General features: G+C 42.9%; 14 protein-coding genes. All 14 read left to right on the top strand.

Going from position 1 to position 16442, the window contains the following annotated elements:
* The first annotated feature begins 10 nt into the window (after nucleotides 1-10).
* The 14 genes from CVV21_10725 to CVV21_10660 all read left to right on the top strand — a co-directional run bounded on the left by CVV21_10725 (nucleotide 11) and on the right by CVV21_10660 (nucleotide 16064).
* Nucleotides 11-850: a hypothetical protein gene (locus CVV21_10725; protein ID PKL90860.1), complete on the top strand. Its 840-nt coding sequence runs from the start codon at nucleotides 11-13 to the stop codon at nucleotides 848-850.
* A gap of 7 nt (nucleotides 851-857) precedes the next feature.
* On the top strand, nucleotides 858-2186 hold the full coding sequence (locus tag CVV21_10720) for a hypothetical protein (GenBank protein ID PKL90859.1): 1329 nt from the start codon (nucleotides 858-860) through the stop codon (nucleotides 2184-2186).
* Entirely contained in the window at nucleotides 2183-2395 is a 213-nt protein-coding gene (locus tag CVV21_10715; protein PKL90858.1) for a hypothetical protein, read from the top strand. Before CVV21_10720 ends, CVV21_10715 begins: the two co-directional genes overlap by 4 nt.
* A gap of 143 nt (nucleotides 2396-2538) precedes the next feature.
* Entirely contained in the window at nucleotides 2539-3879 is a 1341-nt protein-coding gene (locus tag CVV21_10710; GenBank protein ID PKL90857.1) for a hypothetical protein, read from the top strand.
* 531 nt (nucleotides 3880-4410) lie between these two features.
* A complete protein-coding gene (locus CVV21_10705; GenBank protein PKL90856.1) occupies nucleotides 4411-7299 on the top strand; it encodes a hypothetical protein in 2889 nt (962 codons plus the stop codon).
* 186 nt (nucleotides 7300-7485) lie between these two features.
* Nucleotides 7486-8304: an undecaprenyl-diphosphatase UppP gene (gene uppP / locus CVV21_10700; protein PKL90855.1), complete on the top strand. Its 819-nt coding sequence runs from the start codon at nucleotides 7486-7488 to the stop codon at nucleotides 8302-8304.
* Nucleotides 8304-9074: an MBL fold metallo-hydrolase gene (locus tag CVV21_10695; GenBank protein ID PKL90854.1), complete on the top strand. Its 771-nt coding sequence runs from the start codon at nucleotides 8304-8306 to the stop codon at nucleotides 9072-9074. The genes uppP and CVV21_10695 overlap by 1 nt, the downstream gene beginning before the upstream one ends.
* A gap of 192 nt (nucleotides 9075-9266) precedes the next feature.
* Nucleotides 9267-10037 carry a hypothetical protein gene (locus CVV21_10690; protein ID PKL90853.1) on the top strand — a complete coding sequence of 257 codons (771 nt, stop codon included), beginning with the start codon at nucleotides 9267-9269 and terminating at the stop codon, nucleotides 10035-10037.
* Nucleotides 10038-10191: 154 nt separating this feature from the next.
* Nucleotides 10192-10353: a hypothetical protein gene (locus CVV21_10685; GenBank protein PKL90852.1), complete on the top strand. Its 162-nt coding sequence runs from the start codon at nucleotides 10192-10194 to the stop codon at nucleotides 10351-10353.
* Nucleotides 10354-10506: 153 nt separating this feature from the next.
* Nucleotides 10507-11520, top strand: a complete 1014-nt coding sequence (locus CVV21_10680) for a phenylalanine--tRNA ligase subunit alpha (protein PKL90851.1) — start codon at nucleotides 10507-10509, stop codon at nucleotides 11518-11520.
* A complete protein-coding gene (locus tag CVV21_10675) occupies nucleotides 11520-12356 on the top strand; it encodes a hypothetical protein (protein PKL90850.1) in 837 nt (278 codons plus the stop codon). Before CVV21_10680 ends, CVV21_10675 begins: the two co-directional genes overlap by 1 nt.
* Nucleotides 12357-12383: 27 nt before the next feature.
* On the top strand, nucleotides 12384-13241 hold the full coding sequence (locus CVV21_10670; GenBank protein PKL90849.1) for a hypothetical protein: 858 nt from the start codon (nucleotides 12384-12386) through the stop codon (nucleotides 13239-13241).
* 86 nt (nucleotides 13242-13327) lie between these two features.
* The gene (locus CVV21_10665; protein PKL90848.1) at nucleotides 13328-13669 is read left to right on the top strand and encodes a hypothetical protein; all 342 of its coding nucleotides are present in this window, start codon (nucleotides 13328-13330) and stop codon (nucleotides 13667-13669) included.
* Nucleotides 13653-16064: a hypothetical protein gene (locus tag CVV21_10660; protein PKL90847.1), complete on the top strand. Its 2412-nt coding sequence runs from the start codon at nucleotides 13653-13655 to the stop codon at nucleotides 16062-16064. The genes CVV21_10665 and CVV21_10660 overlap by 17 nt, the downstream gene beginning before the upstream one ends.
* The last annotated feature ends 378 nt before the right edge of the window (nucleotides 16065-16442 follow it).

The following is a 16442-nucleotide window of genomic DNA, read 5'->3' as shown; positions in this document are numbered from 1 at the left end:
GTGTAAACAAATGGGATTAATAGGGGTACATGTATCCATAGCAGGCGGAATATATAATGCCGTGTCAGAAGGGTTAAGGACGGGCTGTGAAGCCATTCAGATATTTACCGCCAACCAAAGGACGTGGGATGTTAAGACTCCGCCCGCAGCTGATGTTAAAAAATTTATTGAAGACTTTAAGAATAGCGGATTGAAAAAAGTTGTCGCGCATGACTCCTATTTAATTAACCTTGCAAGTACGGACAGCGCAAAACTGGCACAGTCCAGAAATGCTTTTTATGAAGAGATGGAAAGGGTGCAGGTGTTAAAACTTGACGGGTTGGTTTTTCATCCCGGCAGCTACCGCGGCGGCACTTTAGAACAGGGGCTTGATACTGTGGCGGAAAGCATGAATCTGGCGCTGTCGCGCATGAAAAAGTTTGGCTCTAAGTTATTATTAGAAATAACTGCAGGCACAGGCAATACCATTGGCGGTAATTTTGAGGAAATTGCCTATATTTTAAAAAAAGTAAAAGATAAAGACAAAACAGGCGTGTGTTTTGATACCGCGCACGCTTTTGGCGCGGGATATGACCTTAAAAACGAATACGAGAAAATATTCAAAAGATTTGATTCAATAATAGGGCTTGAAAGACTGCTTTGTTTTCACGCCAATGATTCAATGGTCCCCCTTGGCTCCAAAAAAGACAGGCACCAGCACCTTGGTCAGGGTGAGATTGGAATTGAGTTCTTCAGAAAACTTATTAACGATAAAAGGTTTAAAGACACACCCGTCATAATGGAAACGCCGGACGAAGATGATATGGACATAAAAAACATAAAACTGATGAAAAGCCTGCGCAGGAAGTAAGGAAAAAATGAGAGAACTTCATACCGGCAATTTAAAATCACATATAATACATCTGTCCTGGCCTATGATTACGGCAAATGTGCTGCAGAATCTTGCCGCGGGATTTGAAATGTATCTTATAGGAAGAATAAATCTGGAAGCGCTGGCGGCTTTTGCCATCGTTATGTCAAGTTTTTACGGGTTGTATCTTTCCCTGCACGGCGGGCTTATTAACGCGGCCATTACTATGACGTCGCGTTATACCGGAAGGGGAAACCACGCGGAACTTAACCGCGCTGTGGCGCAGATGCTTATCTTTGCTGTTCTGGCTTTTGGTTTATTCAGCCTGGCCGCATATATTTTTATGGATCCCATGCTTGTATTTTTTGGCGCTAAAGGCGAAGTTTTCACGATGGCAAAAGAATACACATCCATAATGTTATTAAGTTTTCTGCCCTTTGCTGTGTTCTCGGTTTTTCTTGGTGTTTTAAGGGGTGCGGGTGATTCCATAACGCCTTTAAAAGTAGTGGCCCTGATGTCCGTGTTTTGGGTGATATTGAATCCTATTTTTATATTTAAACTTAACCTTGGTTTAAAAGGCGTGGCTCTTACAGCTTTGTGCACTAACACTTTAATGGCGCTTGTTTACGGTTTTGTTTTTGTAAAAGGCAGGCATTTTTTTAAGCTTAAGGCGGAATATTTTAAGCCGGACAGGATTCTGTTTAAAACTTACGCGCAGTTTTCAGCCAAGGCAATACTGCAGGGTTTTGTCTTTGATGCCAGTTCAATGCTGATGCTTAAACTTATATCCGGATACGGCAACGCGTTTATTGCCGCGTATGGAATAGTTTTAAGAATAGGGTATTTTGTGATGATGATAGGGTGGCCTATAGGCAATTCCGGCGGCGTGGTGGTGGGGCACAACCTGGGTGCCGGGTATAAGGACAGGGCAATGCAGGCTGTGAAAGACGCGGCGGCTGTTTTTTCCGTTTTTACAATACCGGCTGCTTTAGTGTATTTTTTCTTCCCTGAATTTGTGCTTGGCCTGTTTACATCTGACCCGGCGACTTTAAATTACGGCCGGTATTTTATGAAAGCAATTGCTTTTGCTCTTCCTCTTATGGGCGCCGGGCTTATGGCGCAGAGCGCGTTTAACGCCGCGGGGGCGATTGGATTCTCACTTGTTTTAAGTTTCATAGTTTACTGGCCGGTGCGCATAGTTATGGCTTTAATTCTTCCGATGACAGCCTTTAAAGAATACGGAATATTCTGGGCGATGAGCCTGTCTCTTATATTTTTTGCTTTTATTTACTTGTTCTATTATGGAAGGAAAAACTGGATGAACAGGGAGTTTTGAGCCGGACGCTTGGAAGATTAGATGCTTGGATGCTTGGAAAGCCGGACGTGTGGTATTTTGGTTTGGAAGTGGTAGGCGCACCCTTTAGGGTGCGGCAGTTGAAGTTGGTATTGTTTTTTAAAAGAGAGAAATCTAAACAACGCACCTTAAAAGGTGCGGCTACCAAGGCGAAAACCGAAAAAGGTGCGGTAGTTAATTTAAAAAGATAATTAAGCTATAGGCAATTAAGCAGAAGCGAAATATTAAAAGAAAGAAAATAAGCAAAAGCGGAAGAACGGATAAAAATGGTTTTGCCGAGCATCAGACCTTCCAAGCATCCAAGCATCTATATTTAAAATATAACGGAGCATAAATGAGAGAACTTGAAAAAGGCAGTATTTTACAGAATTTATTATACTTAAGCGTTCCGCTTTTAATAACGAACCTTATGCAGAATTTCTTTTCTGTATTTGATATGTTTCTGCTTGGAAAGATAGGTGTGTCCGCGCAGGCTGCCATATCTATTACAGGATTCATTTTTGGGGTTTTCTGGTCAATGGAAGGCGGGCTTATGACGGGCGCGGCAGCGGTTATTTCGCGCTATGCCGGAAGAAAGGATTATGACGGCTTAAAAAAAGCCGTAGTTAATGTGATATTTGCCGGATATGTAATGGGGCTTATTTTTGCAGCGGTAAATATTATATTTATGGATAAAATACTTATATATTTCGGCGCCAAAGGCGAAACGTTTGCCCTTGCCAAATCCATATATCTTTTATCGCTTATCTCGCTGATAAACGACAGCGGGCTGTTTGTTTTCTTTGGCGTTTTAAGGGCCGCGGGCGGGATAAGAAAACACTTTTACCTGCTGTTTGTCTCTATCGCGCTTAATACAATACTGGAACCGGTTTTTATTTATGGATGGGTGGGTTTCCCTCAGCTTGGAATAATGGGTGCGCCGCTTGCAAGGCTTATTTCATATTTTGTGACGACTTTTATTATGATTTATATCCTTACCCAGAAGGAAGGTATTTTAAAGATTCAGAGAAAAGATATAAAACTGGACAGGAAATTCCTGGCCAATTATGTCGGTATATCAACGCCCGCTATGCTTCAGGGAGTTGCTTCCAATATTGCGGCGTTGGTAATGCTTAAAATTGCCGCGCCTCACGGCGACGCGCTTTTGGCCACAATGGGAATAGGCAGCAGGATAGATGTTTTTGTAATGATGCTGGGATGGGCTATTGGTTCGTCTGTTGCTGTTATGGTGGGGCATAATATGGGCGCAGGGCAGATTAAACGGGCGGAAGACAGCGTTATAACGGGGCTGAAAATGTACAGCTTATTTACGTTTACCTGCTGGCTTATTGCTTATAATTTTGCGCCGATGATAATTAAGTTTTTCAATCCCGATTACACAGTCATTCAGTATGGCGTGCAGTATCTAAGAATTGTCTCTCCATTTTATCTTTTAATGGGCGTTGGCCTGCTTGCCGGCGCCGCGTTTAACGGCGCGGGTTCCACAAAAACCCCGATGTCCATAAACATAGTGGCGTTCTTTGCGCTGCAGATACCGCTGGCATTTTTTCTGTCGCGTAACCCCGCCATTGGGCATAAAGCAATATTCATAAGCATCGCGTCCGTGTTTGTCTTCCAGGGAATCGTGGGCTGGATATTTTATAAAAAAGGGCATTGGAAGAGCAAGGAAATATAAGGCAGAGGCTTAGAATGCTTGGATGCTTAGATGCTTGGAAAATCGGAAGGTCGGCGGACCGGGTTAGATTTGGCAGTCCCGCGTCTTTAGTCTGCGGTAGTTGTATTTGCTTTTTATAATTGTTTTTACCAAAAGTCCAAGCCTCTAAGCATCCAAGCATCCAGTTTTACAGGGCTTGGGTATATTTTTTCAGTACGCGCCGCAAACCGGTGTGTTTGCATCCAAACAAACTTGAAATCAAATGTATGTTCATCCGTTGGCAACCGTGAGCCCGCGGCAGATACGGATTTGCCGGCGATGCATTAAACCGCTTTTGCCGGATACATAGTATGTTAGGGCGGCGCATACTAAAAAAATACACCCAACCCCTGTATGTGTTAATCTAATTTTCGAATTTCGAATTTTCGATATTTGTTTTGTTTTTGTCTTTACTTCTGTCCCTCCGTCTCTTGGCTCTTTATAGTTCTTCTACTAACGCACAATTTTATGCTAAAATTACATATATGTTAAAATTATGTTTAAGGGGCAGGAATGAAAAAAATTGCCGCTGTGTGTTTCATATTGCTTTTTACTGTGTCGTCCGTTTTCGCGTATAACAAAATACGCACAAAGGATATGGACTGGCATATCTTTGAAACCCCGCACTTTAAAATCTATTATTATAAATCCGAAGAACTGCTTGCGAAATTTGGCGTTATTTACGCCGAAGAGGCTTTTGAAAAGATTACCAAGATTCTTGGGTACACGCCAAAAGAAAAAATTCCGCTTTTTATTTATGAAAACCCGGTTGATTTTGGCACAACAAATATAACGCTTTCATACCTTGGTGAGGGAACAGGCGGGTTTACAGAAGCTTATAAAAACAGGGTGGTATTGCCGGCAAACGGTTCGCTTAAAGCGTTCAAAGAGGTATTAACCCACGAGATTACGCACGCAATATCATTTGATATATTATACGGCGAAGGCATGCGTTCTTACGCGACTCTTTATAAGGATTTGTTTATGCCTTTGTGGGTAATGGAGGGGTTGGCCGAACACTGCGCGGATGATTTTGACACGCGCGGAGAGATGGTTTTAAGGGACGCGGTTATAAATGACAGGCTGGTGCCGCTGAATAAGGCGGAAGGGTTTTCCCACCTTGAAGAGGTGTATCTTGCTTATAAAGAGGCGCAGAGCGCCATTGATTACATAGCTTCAAAATACGGCGCGGAAAACATACAGAAATTCCTTAAATTTTATACGGATGAATTAAGCACAGAGGCTGTGTTTAGGCAGATATTAAAAAAAGATTTCAGTCAGTTTGAAAAAGAGTGGGCTTTTTATCTTAAGAAAAAATATTGGGCGCAGATACAGGGCCGTGATGAAGCGGTAAAATATGGCCCTGCGCTTACACAGAATGACCACAGGAACCTTGTGTATAACCTTGCGCCGTCATTCTCGCCGGACGGAAGCAGAATTGCGTATGTTTCCACTAAAGACGGAATAAAGACAATCTTCATAATGAAAAACGACGGTACGGGTATAGTGCGGCCTTTTCTGGCGGAGTTTGAAGGTGTTGATACCAACGGTAATGCGATATCATGGTCAAAAGACGGAAAACTGTTATATTTTGCCGGGAAAAAACGCGGCAAAATGGCGTTGTTTGAAGGCAATGTTGAAAACGGCGCGCTTAAAGAGTATGAAATAGAGGGGCTTGATATAATAAGTTCGCCCGCTTTATCACCGGACGGGCGATACATAGCGCTGTGCGGTACGGTGTCCGGTTTCTCGGATGTTTATCTGTATGAGCCTGCAACAGGAAAGCTGTTAAGAATAACTGATAATGTCTATGAAAACAGCGGCGTGTCATGGTCGCAGGACGCAACGGCGCTTGTTTTTTCCGAAGAACACGAAGGAGTAAACAGGCTTTGTCATTATGAATTGAAAAGCGGGGTAAAACAGCTATTAACCACGGCAGAAGCGGGTAACTGTGAAACGCCGGTATTTTCGGCGGAAAAAGAAATAATATTTGTCTCTGATAAAAACGGAATATTTAACCTGTACAGTATGATTATTGATACCAAAGAAATCCGCCAGCTGACCAATGTTTCGGGCGGTGTTTTTTCGCCTTCTGTTTCCGGCGATTTTATAGCGTATTCATATTATGAAGACGGCTGTTATAACATCTATAAATATTTAAGGAATGCTAAAAGTGATTTTTCCGGCCTGCCTTTGTCCTATTACGGGGAAGCGGGTTTAAAAAAAGAAAACTCTTCTGATACTGCGGGAATAACAGCGGCGGTACAGGAACCCAAAACAACAGGGCAGGACGACCTTGAATTCAGGGAAGAAATTGAAAGCGGGGCGGCGGAGCTTATCTCTGAAAATAAAAAGTACACCACCGCTTTTTCGCCGGATATGATATTTGCCATACTTGGCGCCGGCACGGATACGGGTATAATAGGCGCCGGATATCTGCAGTTATCCGATATGCTGGGTGACCACAATATTGCTGTCCTGTTAAACGCCGTGCCCGGGTATTACACGCAGTTTGAAACGCAGTACCTTTACATGGCGCTTCCGTTTGATTTATCCTTATATTTCTTTTACAATCAGAACACGTATAAATTATACGATTTTGAAACGGGTGATTTTTTCTCGCGGCTTGACAGCACGCAGGCAGGTGCAACTGTTGATATGAAATACCCGCTTACCCTTTATGACAGTGTGGGAATAAATTTTTCATCCCAGCGGGTCTCTGACAGATATACCGAAATAAATTACAGCAGCGGCTATGAATTTGACGGCGACAGGTTTGATATTATAAATGTGGCGGCGCTGTATTATGAACACGATACGGTATCGTGGCGCGACATGTGGCCGGTTTCGGGCAATTACTTCTCTTTATATGTGCAGGCCGCCGAAAAAATGTTTGGCGGGACAAGAAGTTATGGTGTGTATCAGGCGGAATTCAGAAAGTATTTTGACCTTAATTTTATAAGCGGCATGAATACTGTCTTTGCATCGCGCGCCGTGGCCGCGATGACAGACGGCGACGATAAGCCATATTTTGTTTTTGGCGGCATAAACACCCTGCGCGGCGCCGGCTATGGCGAATTTACAGGTGATAAGATAGGGTTTGTTTCAGCGGAACTGCGCCAGACAGTTGCCAAGAACCTTAATTTTAAGCTTTGGCCGCTTGAATGGTGGATGGTAAAAAATATTAAAACACAGGCATTTATTGATTCCGGATTGGTGAAAACAGGGGTTTTGGAAGCCATAAATGAAAAAGAAATTTTAAGCGGCGCCGGCGTAGGCGTGACCATAGATACTTTTGTCCTGCAGCGTCAGTTTATGCCTATGAAGTTTGAAGTGGCAAAGAGGATAGATAAGACAGATGATATATGGAAATTTTATTTTTCGATAAGCACTGGGTACTGATGGCAGGCGAGAAATAATAGCGAATTAAGCTATAGGCAATTAAGCTATAGCGAAGAAATAAGCATAAACAATTTAGGTATTTAAGATATAGCGTAAGTTTTCGCTTATGCTTAATTGCTTAACTGCTTATAGCTTAAGTTTTTCCCTAAGTTTATGTTATAATCACCTAAAAAACCGGAGGACAAATTGGAGCTTATAAATTCTATTATACTTGGTATTATTCAGGGGCTTACGGAATTTTTGCCTGTAAGTTCGTCCGCGCATCTGGCGCTTGTGCCGAAATTTATGAATGTTTCGGAATTATTAAGCTCTCTTTCTTTTGGCGCTTTTCTGCACGGCGGAACGCTTTTAGGCGTTCTGATATTTTACAGGAAGAAGATATGGGCGATGATGAAGTCCTTCTTTAAAGGGCTGGGTGATTCCGGCGAAAGAAACTCCGTAGATTTTAAACTTTCAATCTACATAATTATTGCCACAATTCCGGCGGTTGTTTTTGCCCTTGCGTTTAATGACGCTATAGAAGGCATATTTCGCTCTCCTGCACGTATTGCCCTTATGCTTGCGGTTTTTGGCGTGATACTTTACCTTGCCGATTTAACAGGAAAAAAGAATAAAGAAAATGGGTCGCTTACAATCTGGCACGCTATAATAATCGGCTGCGCTCAGGCAATAGCGCTTATGCCGGGTGTATCAAGGTCGGGCATCACAATGACCGCGGCATTGTTTATGGGATTCAAAAAAGAGGATGCAGCTGAATTTTCCTTTCTTCTTTCCATTCCCGCCATTGCCGGCGCTTTTGTACACGAACTTCCGGATATTATTCAGGCGGGCCCGGATGCAGGCATTGCGGTTATAGCGGCAGGTTTTATTGCGTCCGCTGCTGCGGGTCTATTTGCCATTAAATTTCTTCTGGCGTTCATTAAAAAACGCGGGTTTATGGCGTTTATGATTTACAGGCTGGCAATAGCCGCGGGAATCATTATTTTATTAAACGGAATTAACTGATGAAGATTAAATTTCTTGGTACAGGCACTTCGCACGGAGTTCCGGTAGCCGGGTGTTCCTGCCCCACATGCACATCTTTAGACCCTAAAAATAACCGTTACAGGACTTCGGTTATGATACAGGATAAAGGCACAACTGTAGTAATAGACACGCCCGCGGAATTCAGATTAAGGACGCTGGAATATGGAATTAAAAGGATAGACGCGCTGTTATTAACCCACGCGCATGCGGATCATATAGCCGGGCTTGATGATATAAGGCGTTATAACGAACTGCAGTTAAACGCGATACCCGCTTATTGCGACGCGCAGACAGCCGCGGAGGTAAGAAAGAGGTTTGCTTACATTTTTGAAGATACCCAGGAAGGCGGGGGCAAACCGAAAGTGGACCTGATAGAAACAGAGCCCTATTCAATATTTACAGCAAAAGATATTCAGGTGCAGATGCTGCCGGTGATGCACGGCGATATACAGATAGCGGCGTTTAAAACGGGCAGGTTTGCTTATGTAACCGATGTATCCGCGCTGCCTGACGCGACTATAAAAGAGTTAAAAGGAATTGATGTATTAGTGCTGGACGCGCTGCGCCACGAACCCCATCCGACACACTTTAGCCTTAGTCAGGCGCTAAAAGCTGCCGAGATAATAGGCGCAAAAAAAGTATATTTAACGCATATAGCCCACTCGCTTGAACACAATAAAACCGAAGCGCAGCTTCCCGGAAATGTGAAGATGGCGTATGACGGGCTTGAGTTGAACATAGAGGGTTAAGCTATAGGCAGCAGCTCGGCAGCTCGGCAGCTCGGCAGCTCGGTAGCTCGGCGGCTTGGCGGCTTGGCGGCTTGGCGGCTTGGCGGCTTGGCGGCTTGATTTGGTAGGCGCACCCTTTAGGGTGCGGCAGTTGACTTTATATAATCTTAAATTAAGCTATAGGCAGATAAGTATAAGCGGGAGAATTGACGGATGGACGGATACAATACGGATTTTGCGGCTTTTTATGACCTTGTGCTTTACGGGGAAAATTCACATGAAGCAGACGGGCAGGAAATTGCTTTTATGGATGAAATTTTTGCCGGTTCTGATAGAAGGGTAAATACCGTACTGGACGCAGGGTGCGGTACAGGCAGGTTTTTAGTGCCGCTGGCCCGCTGCGGGTATCAAATGACCGGAATTGATAAAAGCCCCCGCATGATTGAACAGACAGCAGAGAAACTGAAAAGAGAAGGGTTACAGGCAGATTTAATATCAATGGGGCTGGAAGAAATAAAATCCCGTGAATTATTTGACGCGGTTATCTGCGTGGATTCTGTTTTATGTTACCTGATTGACAGGAAGAAAATTCAGGGCTGTTGTACTAAAATGGCGCAAGCGCTTAAAAAAGGCGGCGTGTTTGTAATGGAAACGTGGAACATCTTTGCCAATGCCCGCCTCTTAAACAGAGAAAACGCGTATATAAATAAAGACGGGGAACGCAGAGCGGATATCCATGAAAAAAATACCTTTGATGAAAAGACAGGCGTGCTGACTATAATGCTGGATGTAAAAGCGAAATATCAGGAAAAAACATATAACCTTAACCACAGCGAATCTCTGCGTATTTTTGGTTTTGATGAGATGAAAGAAATCCTTGAAAATTCGGGGTTAAAAGATATCAAAATGTACTCCGGGTATGATTTTTCTGAAGCATCAATAATTAAAGGCGATAGCATGATATATACAGGGGTAAAACGCTGAAAATAGCATAAAAATATTTAGGTTTTCTTGACTTTAAAACTTATTCTGCTATAATTTCATAAAAGAAAAAATCATTGTTAAAGTACGGAACAAAGTTTCATAACATAAAAATGGGATAGGTTAACATAGAAAATAATAGGAGATGCGGAGCGCTATGGAAAAAACGACTGGCTTGAACCGCCGCAAGGAATTATGGAAGGTTTTTGAAAAGACCGGTTCTGTAGGTGCGTACCTGCTTTATATGGAAGCGAAAAAAGCCGACAAGAAAGAGCACGATGATGATGAGTTTGAAAGGGTAAAAGAAGAGAGTAAATAAGGCCGCAGTTATTCAGCATAAAAGCCATTTAAAAAGTTAAAAGCACGCGGTAAAAAAGGCTTTACAACAAAGCACTTATAGAGTATATTAAAAAAAATCCGGACATTGTCCGGATTTTTTATTAACGTCAGATACTAAAAAGCAGGGGAGATTATGGACAAACCGTCAATTGAAAATTCAATGAAGCAGGATATTTTAACTGTCAGCGATGCTGCCGGCCTTAACGCGTTTAAAGCGAAATATACCGGTAAAAAGGGAATTGTCACCGACCTTTTTTCCGGCATGAAAGATATTACGGACAAGGAAGAGAAGAAAAAAGCCGGGCTTGAAATAAATGACCTTAAGAAAATGTGCGAAGCGCTTGCCGAAGAAAAAGAAAAGCAGATGCTGTCATCCAAAAAAGCCGAAGGCTTAAAAGATGTGGACGTTACTCTGCCGGCTTATAATATAGAAAAAGGCGCGCTTCACCCGCTGACGCTTGTAACGGAAGAGATTAATTCCATCTTTCTAAGGATGGGTTTTTCCATAGAAGAAGGGCCTGAAATAGAGACGGAAGAAAATAATTTTACATCGCTTAATTTCCCGGCAGACCATCCCGCGCTTGATATGCATGATACTTTTTATATGGAAAACGGATACCTTTTAAGGACGCATACTTCGCCCGTGCAGGTAAGGGCGATGAAAAAACATAAACCGCCGCTTAAAATAATAGCGCCGGGAAGGGTTTACAGGCGCGATGCCGTGGACGCTTCGCATTCATCGGTTTTTCATCAGGTGGAAGGTTTTATGGTGGATGAAAATATTCATTTTACGGATTTAAAAGGGGTTCTGGATCTGTTTTTAAGAGAGGTTTTCGGCAACACGCTAAAGACACGCTTTAGGCCAAGTTTTTTCCCTTTCACGGAACCTTCCGCGGAAGTGGATGTGCAGTGCGTTAACTGCATGGGCAAAGGATGCCCCGCCTGCAAGCATTCAGGGTGGCTTGAAATAATGGGGGCGGGAATGATACACCCAAATGTACTTTCTAACGTAGGGATTGACCCGGAAAAATATACAGGTTTTGCTTTTGGAATGGGTGTTGAAAGGATAGCCATGCTGAAGTATCAGATTGACGACATGCGCCTTCTTTTTGAAAATGACGTAAGGTTCTTAAAGCAGTTCAAATAATGAAAATAATTGTATCCATATTTATGTTTGCCGCAGCCGCGCTTGCCGTGTATCACAAGGGTAAAATCGCGTCTGTCATTTCAAACGCCGTTAAAACTTATAGGGGAAGTGTTAATACCCTTGTAAGAAAAAGCGTGGCAGAGATAAAAGGTAATGAAATTAAAAAGATTCAAATTGTCCTATTTGCGGTATTTATGGCGTTATCTTTAATTATGCAGAATGTTTTTGTCCTGATTCTTTTTCTTCCTGCCGTGTATTTTCTTCCCAAATATTACGTTTCGTATAAACATAAAAAATACTGTATTGAATACAGAAAGAACCTTCCGGCTTTTCTTGAAAGTATGATTTCCGGAATGAAGTCGGGTTTAAGCCTGGCTTCTGCTATGTCCGCTTTTGCAGCGCGCGATAAAAGCCCGGTTGGAAGGGAAATAAAGGCGGTTCTGTCAGGTACTCAGCTTGGCATATCAATGGCGGAATCTTTAAGCGCCCTTGCGCTAAAGGTACCTGTAAGGGAAAACGTTATCATGCTTACCGCTTTGGAAACGGCGCTTGAAACAGGCGGAAATGTCAGCGAAATTCTTGGCGGCATACTTGAAACCATAAGAAAACGCGATGAAGCTGACCGTGAAATTAAAGCGCTGACATCGCAGGGTGTTATGTCGGGAATTACAGTGGGGCTTTTACCGGTGCTGTTAATAGGCGCCATTACTTTTATTGACCCGTCTTTTACCGAACCGCTTTTTAATACAAAAGCAGGAATGTTAATTTTATGCACGGCGGTATTGATGGAAGCTGCAGGCGCGTTTTTCATAAGCAGGATTGTAAGGATAGAGTAAAAAAAATTACAACATAGAGGGGTAGAGATGAACTTACTTGCAGCAATTTTTGCTGGGGTGTGCGCGGCTGCTTTTACATATGCCGCGGGGATGATAACGGAAAGGCGCAGCACTGTTCTGGAAATTACCGCGGGCAGAAGGCTTTCTGCCGGTGGCGGTATTAAAGAACTTGCGGCTTATGTCAAATCGGGAATTCTAAAATTCAATTCAAATTTTACGAATACTTCGCGTTACCGCGGAATAAATACCGTGCTGCAAAAACTTGATTTGGACGGCAGATACACCACGGCTACTTTTATTTACACGGAAGAGATTACAGCGCTGTGCGTGTCTGCTGTAATTCTGGCATCTTTTGGGGATGTTTTATTCGCGGTTTTTTCAGGGGTATGCGCGTTTTTTATACCGTCAATGATATTAAATTCAAAACTGCGTAAAAAAAATGACAGTATATTTAAAGAGTTACCCGACGCGCTGGATATTATCTGCGCGTTCATAGAAGGCGGGCTTTCAGTATCGCGCGCCGTATGCAGATATCCGGAAAAAACAAAAGGCAGTTTTGCCGGTGAAATTGGGGTTGCGGCAAAAAAAATGCGGCTTGGAAAAAGTTTTCAGGAAGTAATGTCAGATATGGAAGAACGGATAGGTATCCCGGAGGTAAGTTCTGCCGTAGGCGCCTTTATAAGGGCGGATAAATCCGGTGGAAACGTCAGGGAAATTGTCAGGGCGCAGGCGGATGAAGCCAGAAAAAAAAGGTTCATGCAGATGAAGAAAAAAGCGCACGAAGCGCCTGTAAAGCTGCTTTTTCCACTTATGGTATTCATTTTTCCCGTAATTTTTATGGTGCTTTTTGGGCCTATTATTATTAAGTTAATGTCGGGGTTTTAAAGCGCGGCGGATTTATAAGTGGGGGATGTACCGGGCTTTAGCAGTTATGTGTTTACAATTGGGCCAACTATATGTAAAATCAGATTATGCAGAAAAAAAGCAGCCAAATATTAATCAGAAAGTATAAAACCGCAGAGTCATTTTTTGACAGGCTTGCGGGGTTAATGTTCAGAAAAACTATGCCTGAATACGGCGTCTTATTCTTTCCTGACTGCAGTTCAATTCACACATTTTTTATGAGGTTTAACCTGGATATCATAATGACGGATAAGGATTTTGTTGTTTTAAATTATGCCGAATCGCTGAAACCTTTTAAGTTTTTTATTACTGCCGGGGCAAAGCACACTTTTGAAGCGCCGGTTGGTTTCATAAGAAAAAATAAGATAAAAAAGGGGGTCGGAATCCGCATCCATGAAAAAACAAATTAGCGAAGGCGCAGGGCTGGCACCCAGAAAGATTGACCTGGAATTTTACTGTAAGAATGCGGAAGTCGCGTATGACCCGACAAATAAGTTTTACAGGGTTACTTTTGATTTTTCTTTTGAAAAAGAGGTATATGATTTTATTGAAAGTTTTATCTCGCTTGTAATAACGGATGACAAACAGAAAGATTTTGGAGCGCTGCCGTCTGACCCGCACATGACGGGGCTGTATTTTGGAATACTTTCAGATTTTGAAAGCCTTGGCTGGGACAGATACAGTTCCTGGTATTACGGCAACAGGTCAAGGCTGCTGGAAAAGACGCATAACGTCATAATAAACGCCATAAACCAGGAAAATACGCTGAAAATAAAAGACCTGGAATTTTTCTGTTGGGTATCATTGGCTTCCCTTTTTGCATCCATAACCGAAGAATACTTTCATACCCATTTTGAAAAATTAAGCATAATGAGGGGTACTCTTAAGTATCATATAGGAAAAACAGTTGAAGCTATTCTGTCCGAAATCCTTGAAGATAAAGATACGGATAAAATGAGAAACGAAAAGACCGCCGCGGAAAAAAGAAAGATTCAGCCCCTGATTAACAGGTATGTCCTTGTCTATAATGATATAGCGGAGCTTAACAATGTGGAGAAATTCCTTATTTCAAAAGATGAAAGAATTGGCATAAGCGCGGCAGAGATAAACGGGCTTTTGCAGGCGCTTTCAGACACTGCGGCGGCTTCGAAAAACATATCGTCCAAAGGCGGTGTCAAGTATGCTGCCGGGGATTTTGCGATGGTAAAGATAATTTTGTATGACAAAAAAGATTTTAAACGGTTTCTGAATATAATAAAAAAAGACAGGGATTTAAAGCAGAAACTTACAGAGTCTTTTGAAGCCGGCCGTGTCAGGAAAAAAGTGATGGATATAATTTCGGCATCGGGCAGCGGGCGGCTGCTAAATATGATAAAGCACCGGGAAGCCGCAGCTGATGTTTTTCATGAGGCTAAGGTAAAAAAGTACCTTTTTTCCGCGCTTAAAGATAATGGGGGAAAGAAAGCAAAGGAACTTATGGCATATATTGATGAAGCCGAGGACAGGATAAAACGCAGCAGAAATAATGTCTTTGGCACCCTTTTACGCAAAGAGCTGGAAAAAATTGCATGGCATTCGCTTGAAATAATGTCGCTGTATTTTAAGACTGCGTCTGACTTTAAAGACATCAGAAAAAAATACGGAAAGAAATCAGCTTTCAGCGAACAGATGCAGGGCATAAAGATACTGCGGCAGAGCGTGATAAAACGGATTACTTCTGAAGAAATAGGGATGGACGAAGCGGCATGTGTATCTATACCCGATGATGAAAAGACACGGATAGAAAATCATTTTGAAGAATCAGGGCTTTTTTACTTCAGGGAACAGGGTGCGGCGTATCCGGGAGGGCAGGGAAGCGCGCGCGGCAGGAAGATATTCATGTTTGCGGATTTAAGAAACTCTACGGAAACCACAATGAAACTTACCAAGGACACAGCTTCTTTTTTAACCCCTTACCTGAATACCGTTTATAAACTGTCAAAAGAAAACGCCGGCACGGAAATATATTTTGCGGGCGACGGATACGCGGCGCATTACGCCAAGGCTGCGGACTGTGTAAGGGCGGCATGCGTGATACACCGGGAATATACAAAGCTGCGCAAAGACGCGGAAATGAAAGCGGCGGAAAAATCCAAGGAAATATTCAGGGAACTTATGCGGCTGGGCGCGCTGTCCAAAGAAAAAAAACCCGCGGTACTGGTGAAAATAGAACCGTCGATGCCGGATGAAATAAAGGAAGCTCTTGCCGGTTTGAACGTGATAAATATAAATGTGGATGAGCTTATCGGCAGAATCGCGGAAGAGTATTCAATGCCCAAGGTGGAAATAGGAATAGGCGTGACAGAAGGCGAACTTTTTTTCGCGGTTATCGGCGAAGAACAGGTCAGGTTTAATATTGTACTGTCCCCAAGCCTTACCCAGGCCGCAAGGCTGTCAGGCAGTAATGGCGATGTGAAAAAATACCTTGAAAAACTTTACGGAACAAAAGCTGTTCCAAGAAGGGTTTATGTTCACGAGCGGAAACTCTTTAACCAGGGGATTGTTATAACCAATGAAATTTATAACGCGTTAAGGCGCGAATCGGAAGTGGATATTATCCCAAAAGAAAAACTTAACCTGTCATATGACATTCACTATTACTATGACGGAACGCTTAACAGGTATGTGTGCATGTCTAAAATGGAACAGGGTGTGGCGCTTAAAGGGATAGAGAAAGACGTGGAGGTTTTTGAAGTTTTCGCGTCCGGTTCTCAGGTGGATGTTTTTGTAAATAACTGGATAAACGAGCAGAAAAAACAGGGGTAAAATGCGGCGGCTCGGAAATGATAGCGATTTAAGCTATAGGCAATTAAGCATAAGCGGAAAGGTAACGGCCGGGCGGTTTGAAAGGTTTGGTAGACGCGGGTCTTTAGCCCGCAGATTTTGTATTGTTGTTTGGTTTTATGTTTGTCTTTACTTCTGTCCCTCTGTCCCTCCGTGCATCCGTCCCTCGGCTTTACAGGGTTTGTGTATGTTTTTTCAGTACGCGCCGCAAATTGGTGTTCTTGCATCCAAACAAACCTGAAATCCAAAGGTATGTTAATTCATTGGCAATCGTAAGCCCACGGCACATACGGATTTGCCGGCGATGCATTAAACCGCTCCTGCCGGATACACAGCAGGTTAGGGCGGCGCATACTGAAA

This window comes from Candidatus Goldiibacteriota bacterium HGW-Goldbacteria-1 (assembly GCA_002839855.1).
Taxonomy (GTDB): Bacteria; Oederibacteriota; PGYV01; order PGYV01; family PGYV01; genus PGYV01.
Note: the sequence above shows the minus strand (reverse complement) of the source record. Positions and strands in the feature narration are given on the sequence as shown.

Bases quoted from the DNA above. Each gene is read 5' to 3' on its own strand.
- CVV21_10710 (PKL90857.1), top strand. From the start codon at position 2,539: ATGAGAGAACTTGAAAAAGGCAGTATTTTACAGAATTTATTATACTTA.
- CVV21_10680 (PKL90851.1), top strand. From the start codon at position 10,507: ATGGACAAACCGTCAATTGAAAATTCAATGAAGCAGGATATTTTAACT.
- CVV21_10660 (PKL90847.1), top strand. From the start codon at position 13,653: ATGAAAAAACAAATTAGCGAAGGCGCAGGGCTGGCACCCAGAAAGATT.
- CVV21_10675 (PKL90850.1), top strand. From the start codon at position 11,520: ATGAAAATAATTGTATCCATATTTATGTTTGCCGCAGCCGCGCTTGCC.
- CVV21_10695 (PKL90854.1), top strand. From the start codon at position 8,304: ATGAAGATTAAATTTCTTGGTACAGGCACTTCGCACGGAGTTCCGGTA.
- CVV21_10725 (PKL90860.1), top strand. From the start codon at position 11: ATGGGATTAATAGGGGTACATGTATCCATAGCAGGCGGAATATATAAT.
- CVV21_10685 (PKL90852.1), top strand. From the start codon at position 10,192: ATGGAAAAAACGACTGGCTTGAACCGCCGCAAGGAATTATGGAAGGTT.
- CVV21_10705 (PKL90856.1), top strand. From the start codon at position 4,411: ATGAAAAAAATTGCCGCTGTGTGTTTCATATTGCTTTTTACTGTGTCG.
- CVV21_10720 (PKL90859.1), top strand. From the start codon at position 858: ATGAGAGAACTTCATACCGGCAATTTAAAATCACATATAATACATCTG.
- CVV21_10690 (PKL90853.1), top strand. From the start codon at position 9,267: ATGGACGGATACAATACGGATTTTGCGGCTTTTTATGACCTTGTGCTT.
- CVV21_10670 (PKL90849.1), top strand. From the start codon at position 12,384: ATGAACTTACTTGCAGCAATTTTTGCTGGGGTGTGCGCGGCTGCTTTT.
- CVV21_10665 (PKL90848.1), top strand. From the start codon at position 13,328: ATGCAGAAAAAAAGCAGCCAAATATTAATCAGAAAGTATAAAACCGCA.